Below are 22,759 nucleotides of genomic sequence, written 5' to 3' on the forward strand. Positions count from 1 at the left end.
TAATTTTTTTTTATTCTTATTAATTAATTTTCGGCATAAAATAGAAATAAAATGCTACGGGATAGGTGAATAAATGGTCGATCGATCGGTATTTTCTAAATTGTCTATGCCATGTGCTTTTTTAGATTGGGATGCTTTTGTTCAAAATGTGGATGATATTGCAACTAAATCAAACGGTAAGAAAATACGAATTGCTACAAAATCAATTCGTAGTGTACAAGTTTTAAAATATATTTTAGAGAGAAATGATTGTTATGAGGGGTTAATGTGTTATAACCCTCATGAAGCTGATTTCCTTGCTGAAAATGGTTTTGATAATTTATTAATTGGTTATCCAACAGTTGATGTCTTAGGATTAAATAAAATTGCATTACAAATAAAAAAGGGTAAAAAAATCATTTGTATGGTGGATCAGACTGACCAGATTAGTATGATTGAAAAGATCGCAGTGAAAAATGAGATTGTTATGCCACTTTGTATCGACGTAGACATGAGTACTTCATATTTAGGATTTCATTTTGGAGTAAGAAGGTCACCAATTAAAGAAGCTAGAGATTTAGTACCGTTACTAACACATATATTGCAATCCTTGAATGTGCGCTTGGAAGGAATTATGGGATATGAGGCACAAATTGCAGGTGTTGGTGATGATGCAAAAAATAGGTATTTGAAAAATAAAATAATCCAGTTTTTAAAGAAGAAATCATTAGGTGAAATTGCGAAAAAAAGAAGAGAAATTGTTAAATACATTGAAAAAGATGGCTACCACCTTGAATTTGTAAATGGTGGAGGTACTGGAAGTCTTCACTCGACGTCAAAGGAAAAAGTGGTTACAGAAGTAACAGTAGGATCAGGATTTTACGCTCCAACATTATTTGATGAATACAGAAGTTTTCAATATCAGCCAGCAATTGGCTTTGCTTTACCAATCATTCGAAAACCAGCAGATAAGATTTTTACATGCACAAGTGGAGGTTTTATTGCTTCAGGTGCTGTAGGAAAAGAAAAATTACCTACTCCATATTCCCCAGAACATTGTACTTTATTGCCACTAGAAGGTGCTGGTGAAGTTCAAACCCCAGTTTTTTATTCAGGTCATGAAGATTTAAAAATAGGAGAAGCTATTTTATTTAGACCAAGCAAGTCTGGTGAAATTGCTGAGCGTTTTTCTCATTTATATGTAGTAAGTAAAAATAAGATCATCGACCAGTTCACAACATACAGAGGAGATAGGGGGTGCTTCCTATGAAAAGTATGTTATGGAAAAACTGGTCTGGAAGTGTAAAATTTATTCCGAATCAAGTATTGTATCCATCATCAATTGAAGAAGTAGTTAGCCTCGTTAAAAGAGCTAACACGGAAAAGAAGAAAATAAGAGTAGTAGGCTCTAGTCACTCTTTTACACCACTAATTTCAACAAACGACTATTTAATGTCATTAGATAATTTAAATGGCGTTATTTCAATTAATAAAGAGGAACAAATTGCCGAAGTTTGGGCTGGAACTAAGCTAGAGCAATTAGGAAATGAATTATACGAATCAGGTTATTCACAAGAAAATTTAGGTGATATAAATGTTCAATCCATTGCAGGTGCATTTTTAACAGGTACACATGGCACAGGAGTTGAACATGGAATTTTATCTACACAAATCGAAGAGATGACAGTTGTATTACCATCAGGCGATCTATTAGATTGTTCAAAAACAAAAAATACAGATATTTATAGGGCACTTGGCGTATCGTTAGGTTTACTTGGCATCGTTGTTAAATTTAAAATTAGAATAAAACCTGCAAATACGTATCGTTATGAGAGTAAAAAAGTAATGATTGATGAAGTTTATAGTAATCTATTAAATTTGAAAAAAGAAAATGAACATTTTGAGTTTTACTTATTTCCCTATTCAGAGAATGTTCAAATGAAGCTTATGAATGAAACTAGAACGAAGAAGCATTCATTTAAATTTGAGAAATGGAAGGTAGCAACGATTGAAAATAAAGCATTCTGGTTATTAAGTGAATTTAGTAGAAACTTTCCAAAAAGTAGTTCTCAAATTAGTAAAATAAGTGGTAGCAGTGTGCCAAATTCAAGGATGGTTGGACCGAGTCATGAATTATTTGCAACAACTCGAAATGTAAAATTTAACGAAATGGAATACAGTATTCCAGCTCAATATATGAATGATGCGACTTTAGAAATACAAGAAGAGATTAAAAATAAACGATTTAACGTCCATTTCCCAATCGAATGTCGATTCGTAAAATCTGACAACTTTTTAATAAGTCCTGCTTCGATGCGAGATTCAGCGTATATCGCAATCCATATGTATAAAGGAATGCCTCATCAAGAGTATTTTAATAGAATAGAAGAAATTCTTCAAAGCTATAACGGAAGGCCACATTGGGGGAAAATGCATTCAATGAATATAGAAAAACTAAATCACTCGTATCCATCATTATCTAACTTTCTTACTATTCGAAGTCTATTAGATCAGAATAATATTTTTGTGAATGCTTATTTAGCGAAATTATTTAAGATTGAATAATAGTTGTTGGTTATACGCCTTGCTGTATAATGATTTAATATTCTCAGTCATTACTAACTTAATTATATAAGTGTTAATTTTAAAAAGTACGAACATTAATTGAATTTAATTAGAAAATTAATGATCTTTTTTGTTAAAGTAGCAGTAATTCTTGAATGACTGAACAAGTTTCAGTCATTTTTTTATGAAAATCTAATTGAAAATATTTATCAATTGTATTATGATAAGTAATGAGAAAAGTTATCAATATCAATTACATATATTTAATTTAGAGTTTTCGGGGGTATTTTCATGAAGAAGCAAACTACAATGATCGCAATTTCTCTTGCTACAAGTTTAATGATGGCAGGTTGTGCACAAAAAAGTGAAGAAGCTAGTAACGTAAAAAAAGAATCAAAAGTAGAAGCAAAAATAAATTTAGATTCAGAGATTAATAATTATAGAGATTTCGTTGTATCTCAAACGGAAGAGTTCGTATCAAATACACAGAAGTTCGTTGATGCAATTAATGAAGGAAATATGGCAGAAGCAAAACGTTTGTATCCAATTAGTCGTTCATATTACGAAAGAATTGAACCAGTGGCAGAATCATTTGGCGATTTAGATCCAAAAATCGATGCACGTGAAGGTGATGTACCTGCTAATGAGTGGACTGGTTTCCACAAAATTGAGCAAGTTCTTTGGGTTCAAAATACAACAAAAGGTCTTGAAAAATACACAGAACAACTTATGAAGGATGCTAACTACTTAAGAGCAAAAGTAGAAACAGCTGAAATTGATCCAGTATTATTTGTAACTGGTCCTGTAGAATTATTAAATGAAGTATCATCTTCAAAGGTTACTGGTGAAGAAGAGCGATATTCTCATACAGATTTAGCTGATTTTGCAGCTAACGTGGAAGGTTCAGATAAAATCGTTCAATTATTATCTGATAAATTAAAAGCAAAAGATGCTGATTTAGCTTCAACAATTGAAACTAGATTCAATGATTTAATGACAACTTTAAATACTTATAAAAAAGGTGATCAATACGTTGATTACAAACAGTTAAAAGAAGATGAAGTAAAAAAATTGGCTCAACAAGTAGATGCATTAGCAGAACCGATTTCTCAAGTTGGGTCAACATTAGGGGTTAAATAATATGAAAAAATTAGAAACGAATAAAGTTTCTAGAAGAGATGCATTAAAACTTTTTGGAGTTGGTGGAGCGGGTATCCTTATTGGGGCTACTGGAATTGAAGCTGCTACTGAAAAAGTAACTAATTTCTTTTCACCAGCTAAAGCGGATGCAAGAGAGATTCTTCCGTTTTATGGTAAGCAACAACAAGGGATTACAACTCCTGCTCAAGATTTTATGTATTTGGCGTCATTTAAACTAGAAACTACTTCAAAAGCAGATGTCAAAACAATGTTTAAAAAATGGACTGAAGCAGCAGCTTTAATGAGTGAAGGAAAGGAACTAGGTGATTCAGATTTTCCTTCATCACCACCAATTGATACGGGTGAAGCAACAGGTCTACAACCAATGAAGCTTACGTTTACATTTGGAGTTGGCCCTTCATTTTTTGATCGATTATCAATTCAATCAAGTAAGCCATCAGGGTTAAAAGATTTACCTCATTTCCCTGGTGATGATTTAAGAGAAGAATGGAACGGTGGAGACATCGTAGTTCAAGTTTGTGCAAACGATCAACAAGTTGCCTTTCATGGCGTAAGAAACTTGATTCGAATTGGACGTGGAACGGTTAGTTTAAAATGGATGCAGCACGGCTTCCAACGTTCATCTGGAGCGGATCCTTCCGGTAGTACACCTAGGAATCTAATGGGCTTTAAAGACGGTACTGGAAATCCAGATACTAAAGATGAAAAAGAAATGAATACACATATTTGGGTACAAAATGGCGATGGTCCAGTTTGGCTAACAGGTGGTTCTTATCTAGTTGCAAGACGTATTCGAATCCGTGTTGAGGAATGGGATCGTAGTTCATTACAAGATCAAGAACAAACATTTGGTCGTCACAGAGCAAATGGTGCACCAATTGGTGAAAGTAGTGAATTTGCTAAAATAGATTTAAAGAAAACAGATGATAATGGGAAATTACTGATTCCTGCAAATTCACATGTTGCCTTAGCAAAAGGAAAAGGAAAAATTAAAATTTTAAGAAGATCTTATTCATATACTGACGGACTTGATATTCAAACGGGAAAATTAGATGCAGGCTTACTATTTGTTAGTTTCCAAAGAGACTTAGAAAAACAATTTATTCCTTTACAAGATAAACTAGCGAAAATGGATTTATTGAACGAATACATTGAACATAATGGTAGTGCAGTATTTGCATGCTTCCCAGGGGTTAAGAATGGAAGCTATATTGGTGAAGGATTACTCTAGGTGAATTGCATGAAAAAAAATATAATTTTAATAGCTAGTTTACTATTTTTTAGTTTAATAATTAGTCCGTTTCATAAAACATTTGCTGAAACTGATATACAAGAACAAGTACTTTCACATATTGGTAACTCATTAACAGAGGTTAAAAATGGTGAAAAAGATAAAGTGAAAACAGATTTATTGGCGATTAAAGATTTAATAAAAAATGAGAAAAAAACGTCAAAATTAAATAAGCTTGTTGACCAAGCGATTAAAGATATTGACCAAAATGATCTTGCAACAGTAAAAGATGATATTCGCGGGGTAGCTTTTGAAACTGAAAAGTGGATAGAAAATACGAATGATAAAAAGGATCTTTCTCAGATTAATCTTACTAAACTAGTATCTCATTTAAATAATGTTAAAACTTTATCAAATGAATCGAATTGGGCAAAAGCACAATCTGAATATAAGCTTTTTGAAATTGAATGGTCTAAAGTAGAAAATGATGTCAGAAAAGCAAACAGTGGTTTTTATGGTTCAATCGAAGCAAATATGATTACTTCAAGGTCAACTTTGTTTACTGAAAATCCTTCCATTGCTAAAGTAAATGATTCTTTTACTAAATTAATTGATGTTTTGAATAATCCAAGTAGTGATTCAGCAAAAGAAGTAAGTATTGAGAAAGCAATTAAACTACTAAATCAAACAATCAATTATGTAGAATCAAATGATATTGGGAAAGCGCAAGCTACATTTAATGAATTTATACAGGATTGGCCTTATGTTGAAGTAATGGTTCAATCAAATTCAATGGAATTATATAAGCAGATAGAAAATGATACATCCATTGCATTAACCAGGTTAACAGAAAAGCCTAAATCTGCTACAACGATGAAAACATTAAAACAAATTCAAAACAATTTAAACTTAGCTACGAAGAAAACATCTTATACGATGTTTGATGCAGGGACAATTGTATTTCGTGAAGGTTTAGAGGCTTTAATTATTATTTCTGCTTTACTAGCATTAGTGTCAAAAAGTAAACAAGAATCAGCACGTAAGTGGATCTTTGTAGGTGGTGCTTTTGGTATTCTAGCTAGTTTAGTAGCCGGTTTATTATTCCAGTTCTTATTATCAAAAATTTCGGCTGGAATTAGCAATCAATTAATTGAAGGAATCTCTGGTCTTATTGCTGTTGTTTTCATGTTAACAGTTGGGTTATGGTTGCATAAACAATCTCGTCAACAAGAATATGGTAGTAAGATGAAAGAAAAAGCAAAAGCTGCTATTGCGGGCGGAGGAATACTTTCATTAAGCTTACTTTCATTTTTTGCTGTATTTAGAGAAGGTGCCGAAACTGTCGTATTTTATATCGGTATGAGTTCTTCAATTACAGCGAAAGAATTGATTACAGGTTTTGCAGGTGGAATCATTTTACTTGTTATTATTGGAATCTTTATCTTAAAAGGAAGTAAATTCATTCCGTTAAAGCCGTTTTTTACAATCGCAAGTTTATGTATTTATTACTTGACGTTTAAATTCATTGGTCAAAGTATCCATGCATTACAAGGAATTGGCTATTTGCCTGACCATATGAGTACTATTTTTCCAACAATACCTAAATTAGGGATTTATCCTTCCCTGGAAAGTATCATTCCACAACTAATTTTATTATTATTTGTCATTTGGTTGTTTGTTGGAACAAGAATCAAAAACAATAATAAATCAATTGCTGCTTAATTTGCGTTAAGAAAACAGACATGATTGTCATTAATATAGACAATTAATGTCTGTTTTTTATCGTCTTTTCTGCGTATTTTTAGTCCAATCAGATTAACAGAATAGATTTGATAAAAAATTGGTAAATTATGAGCTAAAATATTTAAAAATTCTTTTAAAAGAGATAAGATAAGATTAAAGAAATATGAAGGTTTCACATAATGATATTATGTAAACTAGGTAATGTAAGGAGGATTTAAAATGATTCAAAAAGCTACATTTGCAGGTGGTTGTTTTTGGTGTATGGTAACACCGTTTGAGGATTTACCTGGTATACATGGTATTGTTTCAGGTTATATGGGTGGGGAATTAGAAAACCCTACGTATGAAGAGGTTAAAAAGGGAACTACTGGTCATTATGAAGTGGTTCAAATTACGTTTGATGATGAATTATTCTCATACAAAAAACTATTAGAATTATTTTGGCCGCAAATTGATCCAACAGATCCAGACGGTCAATTCCAAGATAGAGGTTCACAGTACCGAGCTGCAATCTTTGTTCATAATGATTCACAGCTTAAAGAAGCAATGGAATCAAAAGAAAAATTAATTGAAAGTAATATTTTTAAGAAACCGATTGTAACCGAAATATTACAAGCAACTACTTTTTATGAGGCTGAAGAATATCACCAAGACTATCATAAAAAAAATCCAAAACACTATAAAGAAGACAGAGCAATGTCTGGAAGAGACGAATTTATTGAATCAAATTGGAAAAAGTAGGCAGGGAAACAATAGAAGCTCCATTAGAGCTTCTATTATTTTTAAGGAAGCATAGGAATATATATCTATTCTAAAAAACTTCAATCCTTATATCTACTCTCGAATGGAGGTATAATATGGAAACAAATCGAAGGCTAGTGACGATTGGGTTGTTGGTTGCTGTTACATTGTCTGCGATTGAAGGAACAATTATAACAACTGCCACACCTACGATCACTACAGAATTATCTGGTGTTAAGTTAATGAGTTGGATTTTTGCAGCTTATATGTTGGCAATGACTGTAACGACACCGATTTATGGAAAGCTATCGGATTTATATGGTCGTAAAAACTTATTAATGTTTGGCATCATTTTATTTATTTTAGGTTCAGTTTTATGTGGTTTTTCACAAAATATGGGTCAATTAATATTATTTCGTACAATTCAAGGGCTAGGTGCTGGAGCTGCATTACCCTTAACAATGACAGTAATTAGTGATCTGTATCCATACCAAGAAAGAGCTAAAGTGCAAGGGTATATTAGTGCGGTATGGGCAGTTTCAAGTGTAATCGGTCCATTAGTTGGAGGATTTTTTGTAGACTTTATTTCTTGGCGTTATATCTTTTTTATTAATTTTCCATTTGGAATCATTTCTATTATTCTATTTTGGAAATATTATCATCAAAAAATTGACCGTAAAAATACAATTTCAATTGATTATTTAGGGTCCATTCTTTTTATATTAAGTACTTTATCTGCATTATATGCTTTAGTAGTAGGAGGAGAGCAACATAACTGGACTTCTCCAAATTTATTATTCCTTTTTGCATTTGCAATTATTTTATTTGGGTTATTTCTTTTTATTGAATCAAGAGCAAATGAACCATTATTACCACTTTCTTTATTCAAAATCCGTCATTTAGTCGTAACATATGCAGCAATGTTTATCGCACATGCTCTTCTAATATCGATCGAGGTATATTTACCTGTTTATAATCAAAGTGTGTTTGGATTAAGTGCGACACAGTCCGGTTTAATGTTAATTCCTCTTTCATTCGCTTGGACATTAGGTTCTTTTTTATCTGGTCGTTTCATTAAGAAAATGAAGGCAAAAAATATTATCCTATTAGGGGCTTTCTTATGTATTATAGGTTCATTAGGGATGAACTTTTTCCATGATTCGAAAATATTAATTTATCCATTTAATGCATTTTTAGGACTTGGCTTTGGATTATCTTTTCCAATTTATATGATCCTTATTTCATCAGCTGTAGGAATGAACCAACGGGGTATTGCAATTGCCGCAAATTCCTTTTTAAATACTTTTTCGCAAACAATTACAGTTGCTGTGTTAGGAACCATTTTTACGATTAAGGCATCCGAAGTTTTAAATGGTCACAAATTAATTCTAAATGCTCAAAATCAAATCAATCATCTTTCGACAGTAAAAGCTGTAACTGCTGGTTTTGAAATCATCACATTATTTATGGCGGTATTTAGTATTATTACGTTTATTTTCGTCTTATTTTTACCATCTGAACAAACTGAAGAAAAAAACGTTGAAATAGCACACTAATATAGAAAAAGAAAGCTGGGAGAGAATGAACAACACACTTAAAGGGATTTTGTACGGTGTTATTGCGTATGTGGTATGGGGTGTCTTACCAATTTATTGGAAACTAATTCAAGATATTTCCCCTTTTGAAATATTAACACATCGTATTATATGGTCTTTTGTAACGTTAATACTTTTCATTCTTCTTACAAAAAAATTAAAGCAATTTAAAATCACTTGGAAGCAAGTTGTAAGTAATAAAAAAGTATTAGTTTCAATGATTGCTATTTCACTATTAATTAGTACGAATTGGCTAATCTATATTTGGGCGGTCAATTCAAATCATATTCTTGATGCAAGTTTAGGCTATTATATTAATCCATTAGTTAGTATTATACTTGGAGTAATTGTATTGAAAGAGTCATTGTCAATTTGGCAAATCGTATCAGTTTGTTTAGCAACAATAGGTGTAGGATATTTAACAATCATGTCAGGTACGTTACCAATCGTAGCAATATTATTATCTTTAACATTTGCCTTTTATGGATTATTGAAAAAGATTTTAAATATCGATTCTTTTTTAGGTCTTACAATAGAGACATTATTAATTTTTCCTGTAGCCTTACTATACTTTGGTTTCCTAGCTTATAAAGGCCAAGCAGGTCTTGTACAGAGTGCACCAATCGAGCAATTATTAATAGTAGGTGCTGGTTTAGTAACAATCATTCCTTTATTATTTTTCGGTAAAGCAGCACAATTAATTCCGTATACTTATGTTGGATTTTTGCAATTTATATCGCCAACAATTAGTTTATTAATAGGGATTTTATTATACGATGAAAGCTTCTCAAAGAAGGACTTTATCTCATTTTCATTTATTTGGTTAGCATGTATCGTATTTGCGGTCTCAACTACACCGTTTATGAAATCAATTGAACAAAAACTTAAAAATCGAAATAAGAAGCAATCAATATCTGCCTAAAAATATATTTTTTTTGTAGCATTGAAAGGAGTAAATATGGCTGTTAGTAAAACGAATGCAATGAGAATGTTAGATTCAAAAAAAGTTAGCTATACGACCTTAAATTATGAGTCGAATGATGGAAAGATTGATGGGGTTTCTGTAGCAAATAAAATAAATAAAGATCCTGAATTAGTTTATAAAACACTTGTATCAATCAGTCAATCTAAGGCGATTTATGTTTTTGTCATACCAGTTGAAAAAGAATTAGATTTAAAATTAGCCGCAAAAGCTGCTGGAGAAAAGAAAGTTGAATTATTACCAGTGAAAGACCTTTTAGTAAGTACAGGATATGTTCGAGGTGGTTGCTCACCGATTGGAATGAAAAAGCAATACCCTACTTTTATTGAAGAATCTGTAAATAATATAGAAGAGATTATTGTAAGCGGTGGAAAAATAGGTATACAACTTCAATTGAATGCAAAAGATTTAATACAAACAACTCGTAGCAAATTAGCAAAAATTTCAAAATAAACGAGTCATATGAGGGATCCAAATGGTAGGGTATTTTATGTTTTATTTAGTAATCGTAAACATTGTTTCATTCGCAATTATGGGAATTGATAAGTCTCGTGCAAAAAGAAAAGCATGGAGAATTCCTGAACGCATTTTATTTTTATTTGCAATTATTGGAGGTTCGATTGGTTCTATTTTAGGAATGTATTATTTTAAACATAAAACAAAGCATCCAAAATTTGTTTTTGGTTATTGGATCATCCTATTTATCCAATTTGTTATCTATTTTTTCTTCCTTTAATTTAGTGGGATAGTCTTTCCTTATTTGTATAAAATATTTTTATGACAATTTAAGGAGGCGAAAGAAATGGGACGTGGAAATGGTGGAAGAAAAAATAATTCAAGTCAAAAGCAACCAAACTACGAAGATAAATCAAATTTATCTGAATCAAAAAAAGCACAAAAGTAAAACAGTTAGCCTGTGATCACTTGGTTGATACAGGCTTTCTTATTGGAAATGGGGAATAAATAATGCAAAACGAATGGTTTTCAAGAATTAAAGGACTAGGTATAGATGAAGTCTCAAATGAAAATATGACAATCTATTTTATAAAAGAAGAAGATTTAAATGAGGCTAAAAAGGACTTAAGTAAAAAAATACAATGGCCAGATAATTTGTTAATAATTGGCTTCGATGACGAAACGGATGATGTTATTTTTATCAACGAGGAGTCAGGGGAAGTATGCACTGCCTATGAATTTGAACGAAAATGGGAAGTCGTAACACTGTATTCAAGTTTGAATGAATTTTTAGCTGCATATGGTTATTGAGTTTTAATAAAAACAGAGAGATTCCAAAAGTGAAATTATATGGGACCTCTTTGGGTAGTTAAGTGTAATTTGCAAATAAGTAATCTATCTGTGCAAATAAATGATGAAAAGATGCAAAAAAACACCGGACTGCAAATAAAATTAGAAAATAGTAAATAAAAATAGAAAACCGCAATTAAAAAAAGTAAATCTACAATTAAATCTAAGAGAATCGCAAATAAAAAAATAATTCCTTGTACCAGTTAGGGTATTATGACCTTATATTTGTAAAATAGTTGATACTATGAATTAGAAACTAGTAAATATGTTTGAATTCTTACTAAATCTAAGAAAAATCTATTCATTATTTTAAATAAAGATCGATAATATCAGCTACAAATGAAAAGCGCGTTGAGATACCCCTTATTACTTCTATTAAGTAAAAGTTTGCATTAGTTATAGTTGAAATGGAACAGAAAAGCCATATCATTGATATGGCTTAATACTTAAGTTTTCGACACTTTATGAAAATCAAAACTTTATATTTAATAGATTTTTTAAATCAGTGAGTAATTCTGGATGTTTTACTTTTGACCAATACATCATTTCTTGCCCTTCGCCATTAGAACTTACTTTCTTTCCATTAGGCTTTTGAAAAATTATCCTTCCATCTTTAAAAAAATTCATTATATATACTTTGTTGCTCATTGATTCCTTATCTGACAATACAAAGATGTAATTCCCCTTATTATTTAATTCTTTGTTCTTCTTGATTAATTCTTCTTTTGAAGGCTGAACTACTTCCATTTTGTTTACTTTTTCGATAAAATCTTCAATTTTTTTATTATTCTTTATAGACATTGATGTTTTTTCAGAGGATACTCCTTTATCAACACCTTGAACCATTAAGATAACATATTCACTTGGATTTGGAATTTCTAAAATTTTATCATCAGACTTTGACTGGCACGCACATAATAAAATTGTAATTAAAATGATTACAGAAACTTTTTGTATATATTTTATTTGATATCAACTCCTCTACGTACAAATTCGACATGAATAGTAAATTTCCTTTTATTTCCAATGGTTGTTATTCTACAAACAGAAATATTTTCTTTAATAAGCAGCAAACTTTACGAAAGGAACTTTAATATAAAAAGAGGCGCCTCAGTGTCAGTTAACCTGATCTGAGACAGCCTCTTTATTTACATTGATAATTTTTGAGTTTCGTTCACTAACTCTGCTTTAGATTTTTTGTCTTTATACAATAATCTAGCAAGGATTAAGAGAGAAACCGTTCCAAAAATTAAAACCATATATTGTAAACCAATAGTATCTAAAAATAATCCTGTACTTAATAGTACGATTTGAAATGTTACACGGTCATACATACTTCTAAATGAGAAAAGTCGACCATGATATGATTTGTCAATTGAAGTTTGGAAAACAGTTGAACAAACAGGAAAGAAGCAACCAACTGAAAATCCGAAAATTGCAAATGAGATAAGTGTCATCCAATGGTGATCTGCAAAGAATAGTGATAGTTGAGCAAAAGCTACTAAAAAAGTAGAAAAGTATAATAATTGTTTATTCGTATACTTTTTTGTTAATCGCTTAATGACAAATGCTCCAATCATGAATGAGATACCTTCACTTGTATAAATAAGGCCTTTGATTGAAGGATCATGTTGAATATCACTTATTTCGATTACCATTAAATTAAATCCACCAAGGAAAAGTACTGGCACCAGGTTTAAGATAAATAAATTTAAGATTGTTGGACTTTTTCTAATGAGTGCAAATATTTCAGCAAAACCTTTATCAGCTTTAGATTTTTTTGTTTTTTCTACATTGATTGGTTTGATTGTAGGTTCTTCAATTCGTAAAAAGAACGTCATTAAAAATAAAAATGCATATGCTAGCATACTCATTCCGTATACATTTGTGAGACTAGTTGATACAACTAAAATACCACCAATAGAAGTTCCGGCAATCCTTGATATTGTAGAAATATTCATATGAATCCCATTTAAAGTTAATAACTGTTCGTTTTTCACAATCATTGGTATTAATGCTTGAAGCGCTGGGAAGTAAAATGCAGCAGAAATTTGCAGCATAACTAAAAATAAGACCATGAAAATAATACTCTCGTATTGTATTGCAAAAAACATAAGAATCACACTTAAAGTTCGACCTAAACCACTAATTAATAAAATCCTTTTCTTTGAATATTGATCAATTAACCGTCCAGCCAATGGACCAACAAAAACTCCTGCTAATAAACCGAAAAAAAGAATTAACGATTTAAAGAAATCAGAAGGTACATGTTTTTGCATAAATTCCAAATTTCCGATAATTCCGAACCAAAGACCTATACCGGCTCCTAATTCACCGAACAAAACGATCCAAACGTTTCGGTTTTTCCACATAAAAATTTCTCCTCATATACCCTAATATTATAATTCGACAAAATCTATTATCTCATCAATAGTTAAAAAAGACTATGTAAAATCGAAATAAAAATAGAAAAAGTAGTTTATAGGGATCAATTAATTGGGGCGTCGAAGTGCTTAATTAGCTAAATGGCATGTTAGTGTCTCAAGAAAAGGATTAAATGGGATAATAGCTTAGTGAAATAAGGGTATTGTTGTATTTGAATTAATAAATTAAAATTTTCATAACGTTAATTATTACATAGGGGATAAAAATGAATAATACTTATAAAAACTTATTTGATGAATATGTAAAAGAACTAGATAAAGCTGTTTCATTTGAAAAAGATAAATTGGATTTCATTAGAGAAAAAATGTTAATTGAAGGAAAATCAGAGGTAGAAATTGAGAATTATATTATGGGAAGATTTGACCCTATATGCTGTTCAGGAAGAGTTATTGCAGTGTTTAGGAAATATTGGTTAAAGTGCAATGATTTAAATGTAAATAACAAAAATAATGGTTCTGACGAATATATTAACCCTAAGGTCTTTACTATTGACTGGCTTTCAAATGATGGAGACCCTTATGAATTATTTGAATTAATGAATGGTATGCCTTATTATCCAATTGGAATAGATGAAAATGGCGATTATTGTTAAATTTCCATTATTTTATAAATAATAGTTTCGTAAGTTCATTTTGGACATTTCTAAAGGCTGATTTAACTAACGAATTGTATTTTTCCCACTATTTGGAGATTATCTTTTGAGGAGAAAAAAATGAAGAATATTAAAGAGAAAATCGATACTTTAATGATTGAATTAGGATTTGAAAAAATAAAAGTGAACAATGTCCTAAACTATTTTTTAAAAGGATCTTATTATAAAGTAAACTATAGTGATGAACTAAAATCATATATCATTGAAACTGCAAGTAGTTTAACTGAAGCAGAAAATAATGTGTATGAAGATTCTGATGTATATCCAAACTCACTAGGAGAAAAGAAAATTCTTGAAGAACTTCGCAAAGACTTAATTTGTTTTTCTATTAGTGATTAAAAAACTTATGCAACTAATGCGATGAGATAGTTGATGATTAAGTTGGTAGTCTTATATCATATAACTTATTTAATCCAACAAAAAGAAACATAATTCCTGCTAACATACAGGCATCCAAATTATTGGTTCCTTTCTTTTATCATATAAGTATTAAGAGCATCCTTCGAGAGAAAAATAAATGAAGAAATTACAAAGGAGATACCAAAAAGTTGAACATAAAATACTTAGATTTACTGGCTCATAAATATGATAGTGAAGAAAAAGTTGTAACTGAGATTATTAATCTTGAAGCCACCCTCAATCTGCCAAAGGGAACAGAGCATTTTGTTAGTGATTTACACGGGGAATATCAAGCTTTTCAACATGTGTTAAGAAATGGTTCGGGTAGAGTAAAAGAGAAAATAAGAGACTTATTTCAAGATGAACTATCTGATACAGAAATAAATGAATTTGCAACGTTAGTTTATTATCCTGAAGAAAAATTAAAGTTAATTAGAGATAAGTGTGTAAATAAACAAGAATTACAACACTGGTATACGGAAACCATTGACCGTATGATCAAGTTAATTTCTTATTCATCAACTAAATATACACGCTCAAAGTTACATAAAGCATTGCCTCAAGAGTTTGTTTATATAATAGAAGAGTTACTTTACAAAATTGATGAAAATACAAATAAGAAACAATATTATTCAAAAATAGTCCAGCAAATTATTTCTCTTGGTCAGGCTGATAAGATCATTACAGGTATGGCATATTCTACTCAGAGGTTAGTAGTTGACCATCTTCATGTCGTGGGTGATATTTATGATCGCGGACCTGAACCTGATAAAATTATGGATACTCTAATTAATTATCATTCTGTTGATATTCAATGGGGAAATCATGATGCCCTATGGATCGGTGCCTTTGCTGGATCAAAGGTTTGCCTAGCTAATATTATTCGTATCTGTGCTCGATACGACAATTTAAATATAATAGAAGACGTGTATGGAATAAATCTTATACCACTTCTAAATCTTGCGGATAAGTACTATGAGGACAATCCAGCGTTTAGACCAAAGAGCAATTCGGATAAAAAAAAGTCTGATCATGAACTTTTACAAATCACTAAAATTCATCAAGCAATTGCAATTATTCAGTTTAAGCTTGAAATGTCAATCATAAAGAGACGCCCGTATTTTAATATGTCAGAAAGGCTTTTGCTCGAAAAAATTAATTATGACAAAAATGAAATAACAATTAATGGGAAAACTTACCCATTAGAAAATACTTGCTTTGCAACCATTAATCCAGATAATCCTAGTGAATTATTAAAAGAAGAAGAGCAAGTCTTGGACAGACTATTATTTTTTGTACAGCATTCTGAAAAGTTGGCCAGACATATGAATTTTCTAATGAAGAAAGGCAGCCTTTATTTGAAGTATAATGGGAACTTATTAATACATGGATGCATCCCAATCGATGAAAAAGGAAATATGGAAAAAATGGTAATTGAAAATCATACTTATGCGGGTCGTGATTTACTTGATATTTTTGAACATTATTTACGACATGCTTTTGCACATCCTGAAGAGACGGATGATCTCGCAACAGATATGGTCTGGTATTTATGGACAGGAGAATATTCTTCATTATTTGGGAAAAGAGCAATGACAACCTTTGAAAGGTATTTTATTAAAGACAAAGAAACCCATAAAGAGATTAAGAATCCCTACTACCATTTACGTGAAAATGAGGAAATCTGCAGTAAAATTTTAGCAGAAATGGATCTTAATCCTAACGTAGGTCATATAATAAACGGCCATACACCTGTTAAAGAAATAAAAGGAGAGAATCCAATTAAAGCAAACGGAAAGTTGATTGTCATTGATGGAGGATTTTCCAAGGCTTATCAATCAACAACTGGGATTGCTGGATACACTTTACTATATAATTCCTTTGGTATACAGCTTGTCGCCCATGAAAAATTTAATTCAAAAAAAGATGTTCTACTAAAAGGGTCAGATGTTTTATCAGTCAAGAGATTGGTGGATAAAGAACTCGAAAGAAAAAAAGTACTAGAAACTAATGAGGGAGAGCGATTATTACAGGAAATATCCGTTTTAAAAAGTCTGTTGGAAAATCGCTATCGGAGCTTAGATCAATCATTACAATTTAATGATTAAAGACTTTTATAAGCATAAAAGCACCATGGACTTTATTAAATCATAGTTAAGCAGCTAAAAATACTGAATGTGGTAGTCATTACAATCTCAATGTTAAACATTTTGTAAGAAGATCATTTTATTGATGGTCTTCTTTTTAGTACAAGTAGAAAATACACTTTATATTTAAACTTTAAAAAATAAAGTTGACACTCTTAACTGTTAAACTCCATGAGGGAACTTGTGAATGGTGTTAAGTAGGGATCTTGAATCGATGATAGATGAGATTCTACTTGGATGAAAAATGATATTTTCAATTGCTCCAAAAATAATAACGTTTTGATTTAAAATAAAATATCCTAAACACATGTTTCAGTTGAAGAACACGAGTTGCTTGCAGCTCGTTTTTTTGAAGTAAATGGCTTTTAGTTACATAAGAAAGGGAATACGATTACCTTTATAGAATTATTCATTATTAATCCAATACATAAGGCGGGAAATAAATGAACATTAGAGAAATCAAACTAGACGATGCAGAAAATTTTGTACAACTCATTAAAGAAGTTGAAAAACAGGCTGATTTCATGCTTTATGGAGCTGGAGAAAGAAATATTACAGCCGAGAAACAACGTAAACAGTTAGAAGTTATTGAGAAATCGCCGAATTCAACCATATTTGTTGCAGAAGATTCTTCTGGAATATTAGTCGGTTATGCGTTTGCGATTGGGAGTAGTGCGATAAGAAAAAAACATTCGGTCTATCTTGCCATAGGAATCTTAGAGGAATACACAGGTAAAGGTATTGGTACTAAATTATTTCAAAACATCGAAGAATGGGCAATTAAACATAGTATTTCAAGATTAGAACTGACCGTTGTAAAACAAAACGAAGCAGGTGTAGGTTTATATAAAAAGATGGGGTATGAAATTGAGGGAACAAAAAGGAACTCACTAATAATAGACGGTAATAGTTTTGATGAATACTACATGGCTAAATTATTATCTTGAGTTCATATGTAACTAAAACATGCAATAGTTGAATAACACTGAGGTGCTTTACGATCAGTTCCTTTTTCACTTTCTTAAAGTAAAGATTAATAAAAGGACTCTTAAAATAATATTGATTAACTTATGAAAAGGGGATTAAATATGATATTGGAAGCCGTTATGCTACAAGTTAAGCAAGGTATGGAAGAGGACTATGAAGAAGCATTTCGTGGTGCATCACAAATAATTTCTTCAATGAAAGGCTACATATCTCACGAATTACAGCGTTGTATAGAAGTAAAGGGGAAATATTTACTACTAGTTCAATGGGAAACATTAGAAGACCATACAGTTGGTTTTAGACAATCTAACGAGTATCAAGAATGGAAAAAGCAATTACATCATTTTTATGATCCATTTCCGACTGTTGAACATTATAATAGGGTTAAACTTTAGTAAATCTTATTCAGCTACTTGGATGTACGATCTAAACTTCGATTCACTGTGGTGAATTTGAGGATTCGCGGTTGGCTAAGGCATGCGATAGTTGAACAGGAATTGACTGCTTCGGTGTTTTTTTAAATTAAAGTAAATGTCAGTTTAGTTGAAGATGGATTTTCTAAAATTCTATTAAATATGCGAAAATAACCAAGTTACAGAAGTCGATTTAAGCTGTATAATTAGCCTATTATTAATCTTAAGAGTAGTAAAGTATCAGGAGGATTAATGGAGTGATCAACTGGATACTTCGATTAGGACTGATTATAACAGGTGTTCTTCTATTCCTACAAGGAATGATCACAAATGAAAAAAATAAAGAAAATTTATATAACGCAGCAGATATAACTGTATACGCAAATGAGATTTTAGGCTGTATCGGGTTTATAATTACATTTATTCTTGGAGATTTTTTAAAGTTTTTGCCAGTTTGGTTAGTAAAATCTCTTTGGTTTTCTTTAGGGATTGGATTTATACTTCTTGGATTACTTTCAAATTTAGAATTTCTTTTACATTATTGATCTAAAGGGATTCCAAGAATTAAAACGATTAATTTTATTCCTTATTAGAATAGAGTAGTATTTTTTAAATATAGAAGAGGAGAAAAATATGAAAAAAGAAGCATTTCGAATTAACGGTTACATCGTGTTGGTGTTAATAATAGGATTATTAATACTTGGCGCGGTTATTTCTTTAACTAGTGGTCATGCATTTTTCATGATCGCTTCATTTTTATTCGTTTGTTTGATTTCATCTGGATTTGTAATTAACCAACCTAAAGTAGCAGTTGCTATGGTATTTATGGGGAAATATTTAGGGACAATCTATGAAGATGGATTCTATTGTACTATTCCATTTACAAGTAAATCAAAAGTTAATCTAAAGGCTGTTAACTTCAATAGCGATGTATTGAAAGTAAATGACATCCACGGGAATCCAATCGAGATTGCTGCAGTTGTAGTATACAGTGTAGTTGATGTTGAAAAAGCATTGTTTGATGTTGCAGATTATCAAAAATTTGTAATGATTCAAAGTGAAACAGCAATTCGTCATATTGCAACGAAATATGCTTATGACACGACAAATAAAGAAGAGTATTCTTTAAGAGGGAATGCAGAAGAGATTGCAGATGAATTACAAATTGAGTTACAAGAGCGACTTCAAAAAAGCGGAGTAAAAGTTCATGAAGCTCGATTAAGTCATCTTGCTTATGCCCCTGAGATAGCAAGTAGTATGTTACAAAGACAACAAGCGAAAGCTGTTGTTCAAGCTAAAAGAGAAATAGTAGAAGGTGCTGTTGGCATGGTGGAAGATGCTTTGAAAATGCTTGAAGAAAAAGGATTATTAACTGCAACAGACAGTCAAAAAGCCGATATGGTTACTAGTCTTCTTGTAACAATCATTTCCGAAAAAGGTGCACAACCTGTTATAAGTACAATGAAAAAATAGAAACCAAAAAATTGTGGTTTCTATTTTAAGTTCAAATATACATATAACTAACTCATTGCTTTAGTTGTAGAAAAATAGGCTACTTCAGTAGTCCTTTTTTTATATTACAAAATGTAAGAATAGTTAAATTAGAAAATACTAAATTGTGCTATCATTTATATTAAATGAAGATACTAGATAAGTTAAACAAAAGGAGATCGTGATGAGATTATGGGATCAATTAAATAAAGGATCTTACTATACTTATAAGGTTTGATACACAAACACTTTTTAATAACAATCATAAAATGCTGCTTTCTTAATTTTAGGGTATTAATCTGGAACAAAATTGCGTCAACTTAGCTTTTTTAGGGCCAGATTGGTTGCATATTTACGATGCCGATATGGCAATCGTCGTATCACGTTGAAATCATATTTTTTGTAGTTATCTTATCAATCATAAAAGACTTAGTAAAATTTTATTTTTATATCTTCATTGTTTTTTTAGTTGTATCTCAATTCTTTTTGCCAAGTCAGATGATACCTTATTTAAATACTCCATAACTTTCTTTCTAATATCATCGGATATGATGATCAAGTCGCTAGCTAAATTTTCTACAAGATGTTCTTTTTCTATAGGAGCTAACGTCATATAGAATTCACCAGCCTGCACAAAATCATCATGCTTTGTTATTGAAGTTCTTTCTAGTTGTCCTTCAACAGATCTTCCATTACCACTTGTAATTTGATTAGCCGGAGTCCAGTCTTGCTGTTGATTGATTGGTACTTTACGAAATTCTGGCCCAATTCTTCTTCTTTGAGAATCATTATAAATATTAGCTCGGCCCTGCAGTATTTTATCATCAGATAATTCTGCTCCGTCAAGTAAATTTGAAGGGGAGAAGGCGACTTTTTCTACTTGTTCCATATAATTATCAGGATTAGTATTTAATACCAATTTCCCAACTGGTATAAAAGGATATTCTTTCTCATCCCATACTTTTGTATCGTCTAAAGGATCATAAGAAAGATGGACTTCATCTGCAGGATCCATGAGCTGAACGTATAAGCCATATTCTACTGATTTACCACCTGCAATAGCATCGAATAGATCTTTACCAGCATAATCTGGGTTTTCTGCGGCAAGTCTATTTGCTTCCTTGCGATCAATGTATTGTACACCTTCAAATGGATACCAAAGGTATTTAACATACTTTCTAATACCTTGAGCATTTCTCCAAACATATGTACTAACACTATGTCCTAGAATGTGACGAAAGCTTTTTACTGTACCTGCGTCAGAGTAGAGACGTACAACAAAATGAATAGATTCAGGTGCTCTTGCTACAAAGCTCCAAAATCTATCAGGGTCAATTAAGTTATTTTTGGGTGAAGGTGAGAGTGCTTTAATAAATTCTGGGAAACGTATCGCATCACGAACAGAAAAGACGGGGATATGATTACATAAAAGGTCAAAAATACCTTCTTCTGTATAAAATTTTGTAGCGTAACCACGGACATTCCTTGAAGTATCAGGTGTTCCTTTCGTACCGACAGCTAATGAAAACCGAACCATAACTGGTACCTTATGATCTGGGTTCTGTAAAAAGTTCAGTTTTGTGTATTCGGACATCGAATGGATCGTTTGAAAATAACCAAATGCAGCAAATCCTTTCACATGAACCGGTCTTTCTAATATTTTCTCATGAATAAACTCTTGTAAGGACTCATGAAGTACACTATCTTGTTCCAGTACAGGCCCACTAGAGCCTACTGTTTGTGAATGAAGTTTAGCTGACTTATCATTAGTCCATTTAGAGAGGACTCTATCTATCTTTTTTCTTTCATTATAGTCTTCTTCTGATAAAGCTCGCCTCTGTTTTGAATCTTTTTCATTCATATTCACGGCCTCCAAAATTCAATTTCCATCAATCATTACTAAATATGAATTTTTAGCTATGAATATGTATCATCTCCTTATATTTTCAACTTTTCATAATTTGTTTAGGTGGGCTGTTATCTCTATTAATTACATCAAGTATTGCTAACTATTTAATTTGGAAGGATAAGAAAGAAATAATTGGGTTCCTTTCTAATATTTAATCTAACTCGTTGTGCAACTAACGCATGCTTATGTTGAATAGGATCATGAATCGCAAATGACGCTTTCCTTATTCAACATAATGGCAGTTTAGTTGAACAAGGTTTTTAACAATTAGTGTCGAATAAAACCCATATAGGTAAAATGGGATTTTATGGTAAATTTTAATTAAAAAAGGGAGGAAATAAAATGAAAAAAATACTCACGCTATTATTATTTACAATACTGTCTTTAACAGCATGTACAGAAAAAACAGATAATAAGGTTACTGACAATAAGACTACTAATTATAATTATAAATTTACAGAAAAAACAGATAATAAGGTTATTGACAATAAGACTACTAATTATAATTATAAATTTATCGGAGAAAGCGAACATTGGAAGGCTGAATATATTTATAAAGGAACAGAAAAGTGGAAAAGTGATAAGGGTAAAGCATCTTATTCTAATAAAGATCATTTTGAACTCGTATTAAAGTATAAGGGTTCTTTAAAAGAGTTGTCATCTATGAAAAACCTAGAGTATTCCTTCAAGACAAATAGCTCTGATGGGAAATCAACAGAGAAATTCACTGAACCTCCTAAAGAACGTGTATTTACTTCCAGAGGGGGTTCCGAAGGTGGAGCAAAAGTAGACAAGGATGAAGTCATTCAAGTACACGTAAAATGGAATGAATCTGAAGAGTCATTTGAATTGCTTAATAAAAAAAAGTAGTACCAAAAATATTACCTTATGTAACTAACTAATGCTTTAGTTGTACAACGTGAAACGTGATCGACGATTTTGTCGATCTTTTTTTTATCGAACAAAATGGCTGTTTAGTTGAAATAATAAGGGCTTTTTGTTATAGAAGAAAAT

Annotated in this window: 22 protein-coding genes; 19 read left to right on the forward strand and 3 right to left on the reverse strand. The window is 31.2% G+C overall.

What is annotated here, in order from left to right:
- The first annotated feature begins 73 nt into the window (after positions 1-73).
- From ACFVR2_RS20405 to ACFVR2_RS20455, 11 genes are all read left to right on the forward strand, one after another.
- A complete protein-coding gene (locus ACFVR2_RS20405) occupies positions 74-1,249 on the forward strand; it encodes an amino acid deaminase/aldolase (RefSeq protein ID WP_387365954.1) in 1,176 nt (391 codons plus the stop codon).
- The gene (locus ACFVR2_RS20410) at positions 1,237-2,544 is read left to right on the forward strand and encodes a D-arabinono-1,4-lactone oxidase (RefSeq protein ID WP_387365957.1); all 1,308 of its coding nucleotides are present in this window, start codon (positions 1,237-1,239) and stop codon (positions 2,542-2,544) included. Before ACFVR2_RS20405 ends, ACFVR2_RS20410 begins: the two co-directional genes overlap by 13 nt.
- Positions 2,545-2,835: 291 nt before the next feature.
- A complete protein-coding gene (gene efeO / locus ACFVR2_RS20415) occupies positions 2,836-3,684 on the forward strand; it encodes an iron uptake system protein EfeO (RefSeq protein WP_387365960.1) in 849 nt (282 codons plus the stop codon).
- Between the two features lies 1 nt (position 3,685).
- Complete coding sequence (gene efeB / locus ACFVR2_RS20420) at positions 3,686-4,936, forward strand: iron uptake transporter deferrochelatase/peroxidase subunit (protein ID WP_387365963.1); 1,251 nt, start codon at positions 3,686-3,688, stop codon at positions 4,934-4,936.
- A gap of 9 nt (positions 4,937-4,945) precedes the next feature.
- The gene (locus ACFVR2_RS20425; RefSeq protein WP_387365966.1) at positions 4,946-6,658 is read left to right on the forward strand and encodes an FTR1 family iron permease; all 1,713 of its coding nucleotides are present in this window, start codon (positions 4,946-4,948) and stop codon (positions 6,656-6,658) included.
- Positions 6,659-6,901: 243 nt separating this feature from the next.
- Positions 6,902-7,420: a peptide-methionine (S)-S-oxide reductase MsrA gene (gene msrA, locus ACFVR2_RS20430; protein ID WP_097977945.1), complete on the forward strand. Its 519-nt coding sequence runs from the start codon at positions 6,902-6,904 to the stop codon at positions 7,418-7,420.
- A 116-nt stretch (positions 7,421-7,536) separates the two neighbouring features.
- A complete protein-coding gene (locus ACFVR2_RS20435) occupies positions 7,537-8,976 on the forward strand; it encodes an MDR family MFS transporter (protein ID WP_387365969.1) in 1,440 nt (479 codons plus the stop codon).
- A gap of 25 nt (positions 8,977-9,001) precedes the next feature.
- On the forward strand, positions 9,002-9,937 hold the full coding sequence (gene rarD / locus ACFVR2_RS20440) for an EamA family transporter RarD (RefSeq protein WP_387365972.1): 936 nt from the start codon (positions 9,002-9,004) through the stop codon (positions 9,935-9,937).
- Positions 9,938-9,973: 36 nt separating this feature from the next.
- On the forward strand, positions 9,974-10,450 hold the full coding sequence (gene ybaK, locus ACFVR2_RS20445; RefSeq protein WP_387365975.1) for a Cys-tRNA(Pro) deacylase: 477 nt from the start codon (positions 9,974-9,976) through the stop codon (positions 10,448-10,450).
- 22 nt (positions 10,451-10,472) lie between these two features.
- Positions 10,473-10,733: a DUF1294 domain-containing protein gene (locus ACFVR2_RS20450; RefSeq protein WP_097977681.1), complete on the forward strand. Its 261-nt coding sequence runs from the start codon at positions 10,473-10,475 to the stop codon at positions 10,731-10,733.
- A gap of 230 nt (positions 10,734-10,963) precedes the next feature.
- Positions 10,964-11,263, forward strand: coding sequence for an SMI1/KNR4 family protein (locus tag ACFVR2_RS20455; RefSeq protein ID WP_387365978.1), 300 nt, complete (start codon positions 10,964-10,966; stop codon positions 11,261-11,263).
- A 510-nt stretch (positions 11,264-11,773) separates the two neighbouring features.
- On the opposite strand, the gene ACFVR2_RS20460 is transcribed toward ACFVR2_RS20455, so the two are convergent.
- Positions 11,774-12,148 (reverse strand): hypothetical protein, encoded by a 375-nt coding sequence (locus tag ACFVR2_RS20460; protein WP_387365981.1) that lies wholly within the window; start codon positions 12,146-12,148, stop codon positions 11,774-11,776.
- A gap of 302 nt (positions 12,149-12,450) precedes the next feature.
- Positions 12,451-13,674 carry an MFS transporter gene (locus ACFVR2_RS20465; RefSeq protein ID WP_387365984.1) on the reverse strand — a complete coding sequence of 408 codons (1,224 nt, stop codon included), beginning with the start codon at positions 13,672-13,674 and terminating at the stop codon, positions 12,451-12,453.
- A gap of 278 nt (positions 13,675-13,952) precedes the next feature.
- Here ACFVR2_RS20465 and ACFVR2_RS20470 point away from each other — a divergent pair, with 278 nt between their 5' ends.
- From ACFVR2_RS20470 to ACFVR2_RS20500, 7 genes are all read left to right on the forward strand, one after another.
- A complete protein-coding gene (locus ACFVR2_RS20470) occupies positions 13,953-14,339 on the forward strand; it encodes a hypothetical protein (protein WP_387365987.1) in 387 nt (128 codons plus the stop codon).
- A gap of 120 nt (positions 14,340-14,459) precedes the next feature.
- Positions 14,460-14,738, forward strand: coding sequence for a hypothetical protein (locus tag ACFVR2_RS20475; protein ID WP_387365990.1), 279 nt, complete (start codon positions 14,460-14,462; stop codon positions 14,736-14,738).
- A 209-nt stretch (positions 14,739-14,947) separates the two neighbouring features.
- Complete coding sequence (locus ACFVR2_RS20480) at positions 14,948-16,906, forward strand: fructose-1,6-bisphosphatase (protein ID WP_387365993.1); 1,959 nt, start codon at positions 14,948-14,950, stop codon at positions 16,904-16,906.
- Positions 16,907-17,388: 482 nt separating this feature from the next.
- Entirely contained in the window at positions 17,389-17,892 is a 504-nt protein-coding gene (locus tag ACFVR2_RS20485) for a GNAT family N-acetyltransferase (RefSeq protein WP_387365996.1), read from the forward strand.
- A 141-nt stretch (positions 17,893-18,033) separates the two neighbouring features.
- Positions 18,034-18,327 carry an antibiotic biosynthesis monooxygenase family protein gene (locus ACFVR2_RS20490; RefSeq protein WP_387365999.1) on the forward strand — a complete coding sequence of 98 codons (294 nt, stop codon included), beginning with the start codon at positions 18,034-18,036 and terminating at the stop codon, positions 18,325-18,327.
- Positions 18,328-18,602: 275 nt separating this feature from the next.
- Positions 18,603-18,890 (forward strand): hypothetical protein, encoded by a 288-nt coding sequence (locus ACFVR2_RS20495; protein WP_387366002.1) that lies wholly within the window; start codon positions 18,603-18,605, stop codon positions 18,888-18,890.
- A gap of 88 nt (positions 18,891-18,978) precedes the next feature.
- A complete protein-coding gene (locus ACFVR2_RS20500) occupies positions 18,979-19,818 on the forward strand; it encodes an SPFH domain-containing protein (RefSeq protein ID WP_387366005.1) in 840 nt (279 codons plus the stop codon).
- A gap of 472 nt (positions 19,819-20,290) precedes the next feature.
- Here ACFVR2_RS20500 and ACFVR2_RS20505 read toward each other — a convergent pair whose 3' ends face one another.
- Complete coding sequence (locus ACFVR2_RS20505; protein ID WP_387366008.1) at positions 20,291-21,697, reverse strand: catalase; 1,407 nt, start codon at positions 21,695-21,697, stop codon at positions 20,291-20,293.
- A gap of 390 nt (positions 21,698-22,087) precedes the next feature.
- On the opposite strand from ACFVR2_RS20505, the gene ACFVR2_RS20510 reads away from it, so the two are divergent.
- Positions 22,088-22,615, forward strand: a complete 528-nt coding sequence (locus tag ACFVR2_RS20510) for a hypothetical protein (RefSeq protein WP_387366010.1) — start codon at positions 22,088-22,090, stop codon at positions 22,613-22,615.
- Positions 22,616-22,759 lie beyond the last annotated feature (144 nt).

Source organism: Gottfriedia sp. NPDC057991, from assembly GCF_042886615.1.
Taxonomy (GTDB): Bacteria; Bacillota; Bacilli; order Bacillales; family Bacillaceae_G; genus Gottfriedia.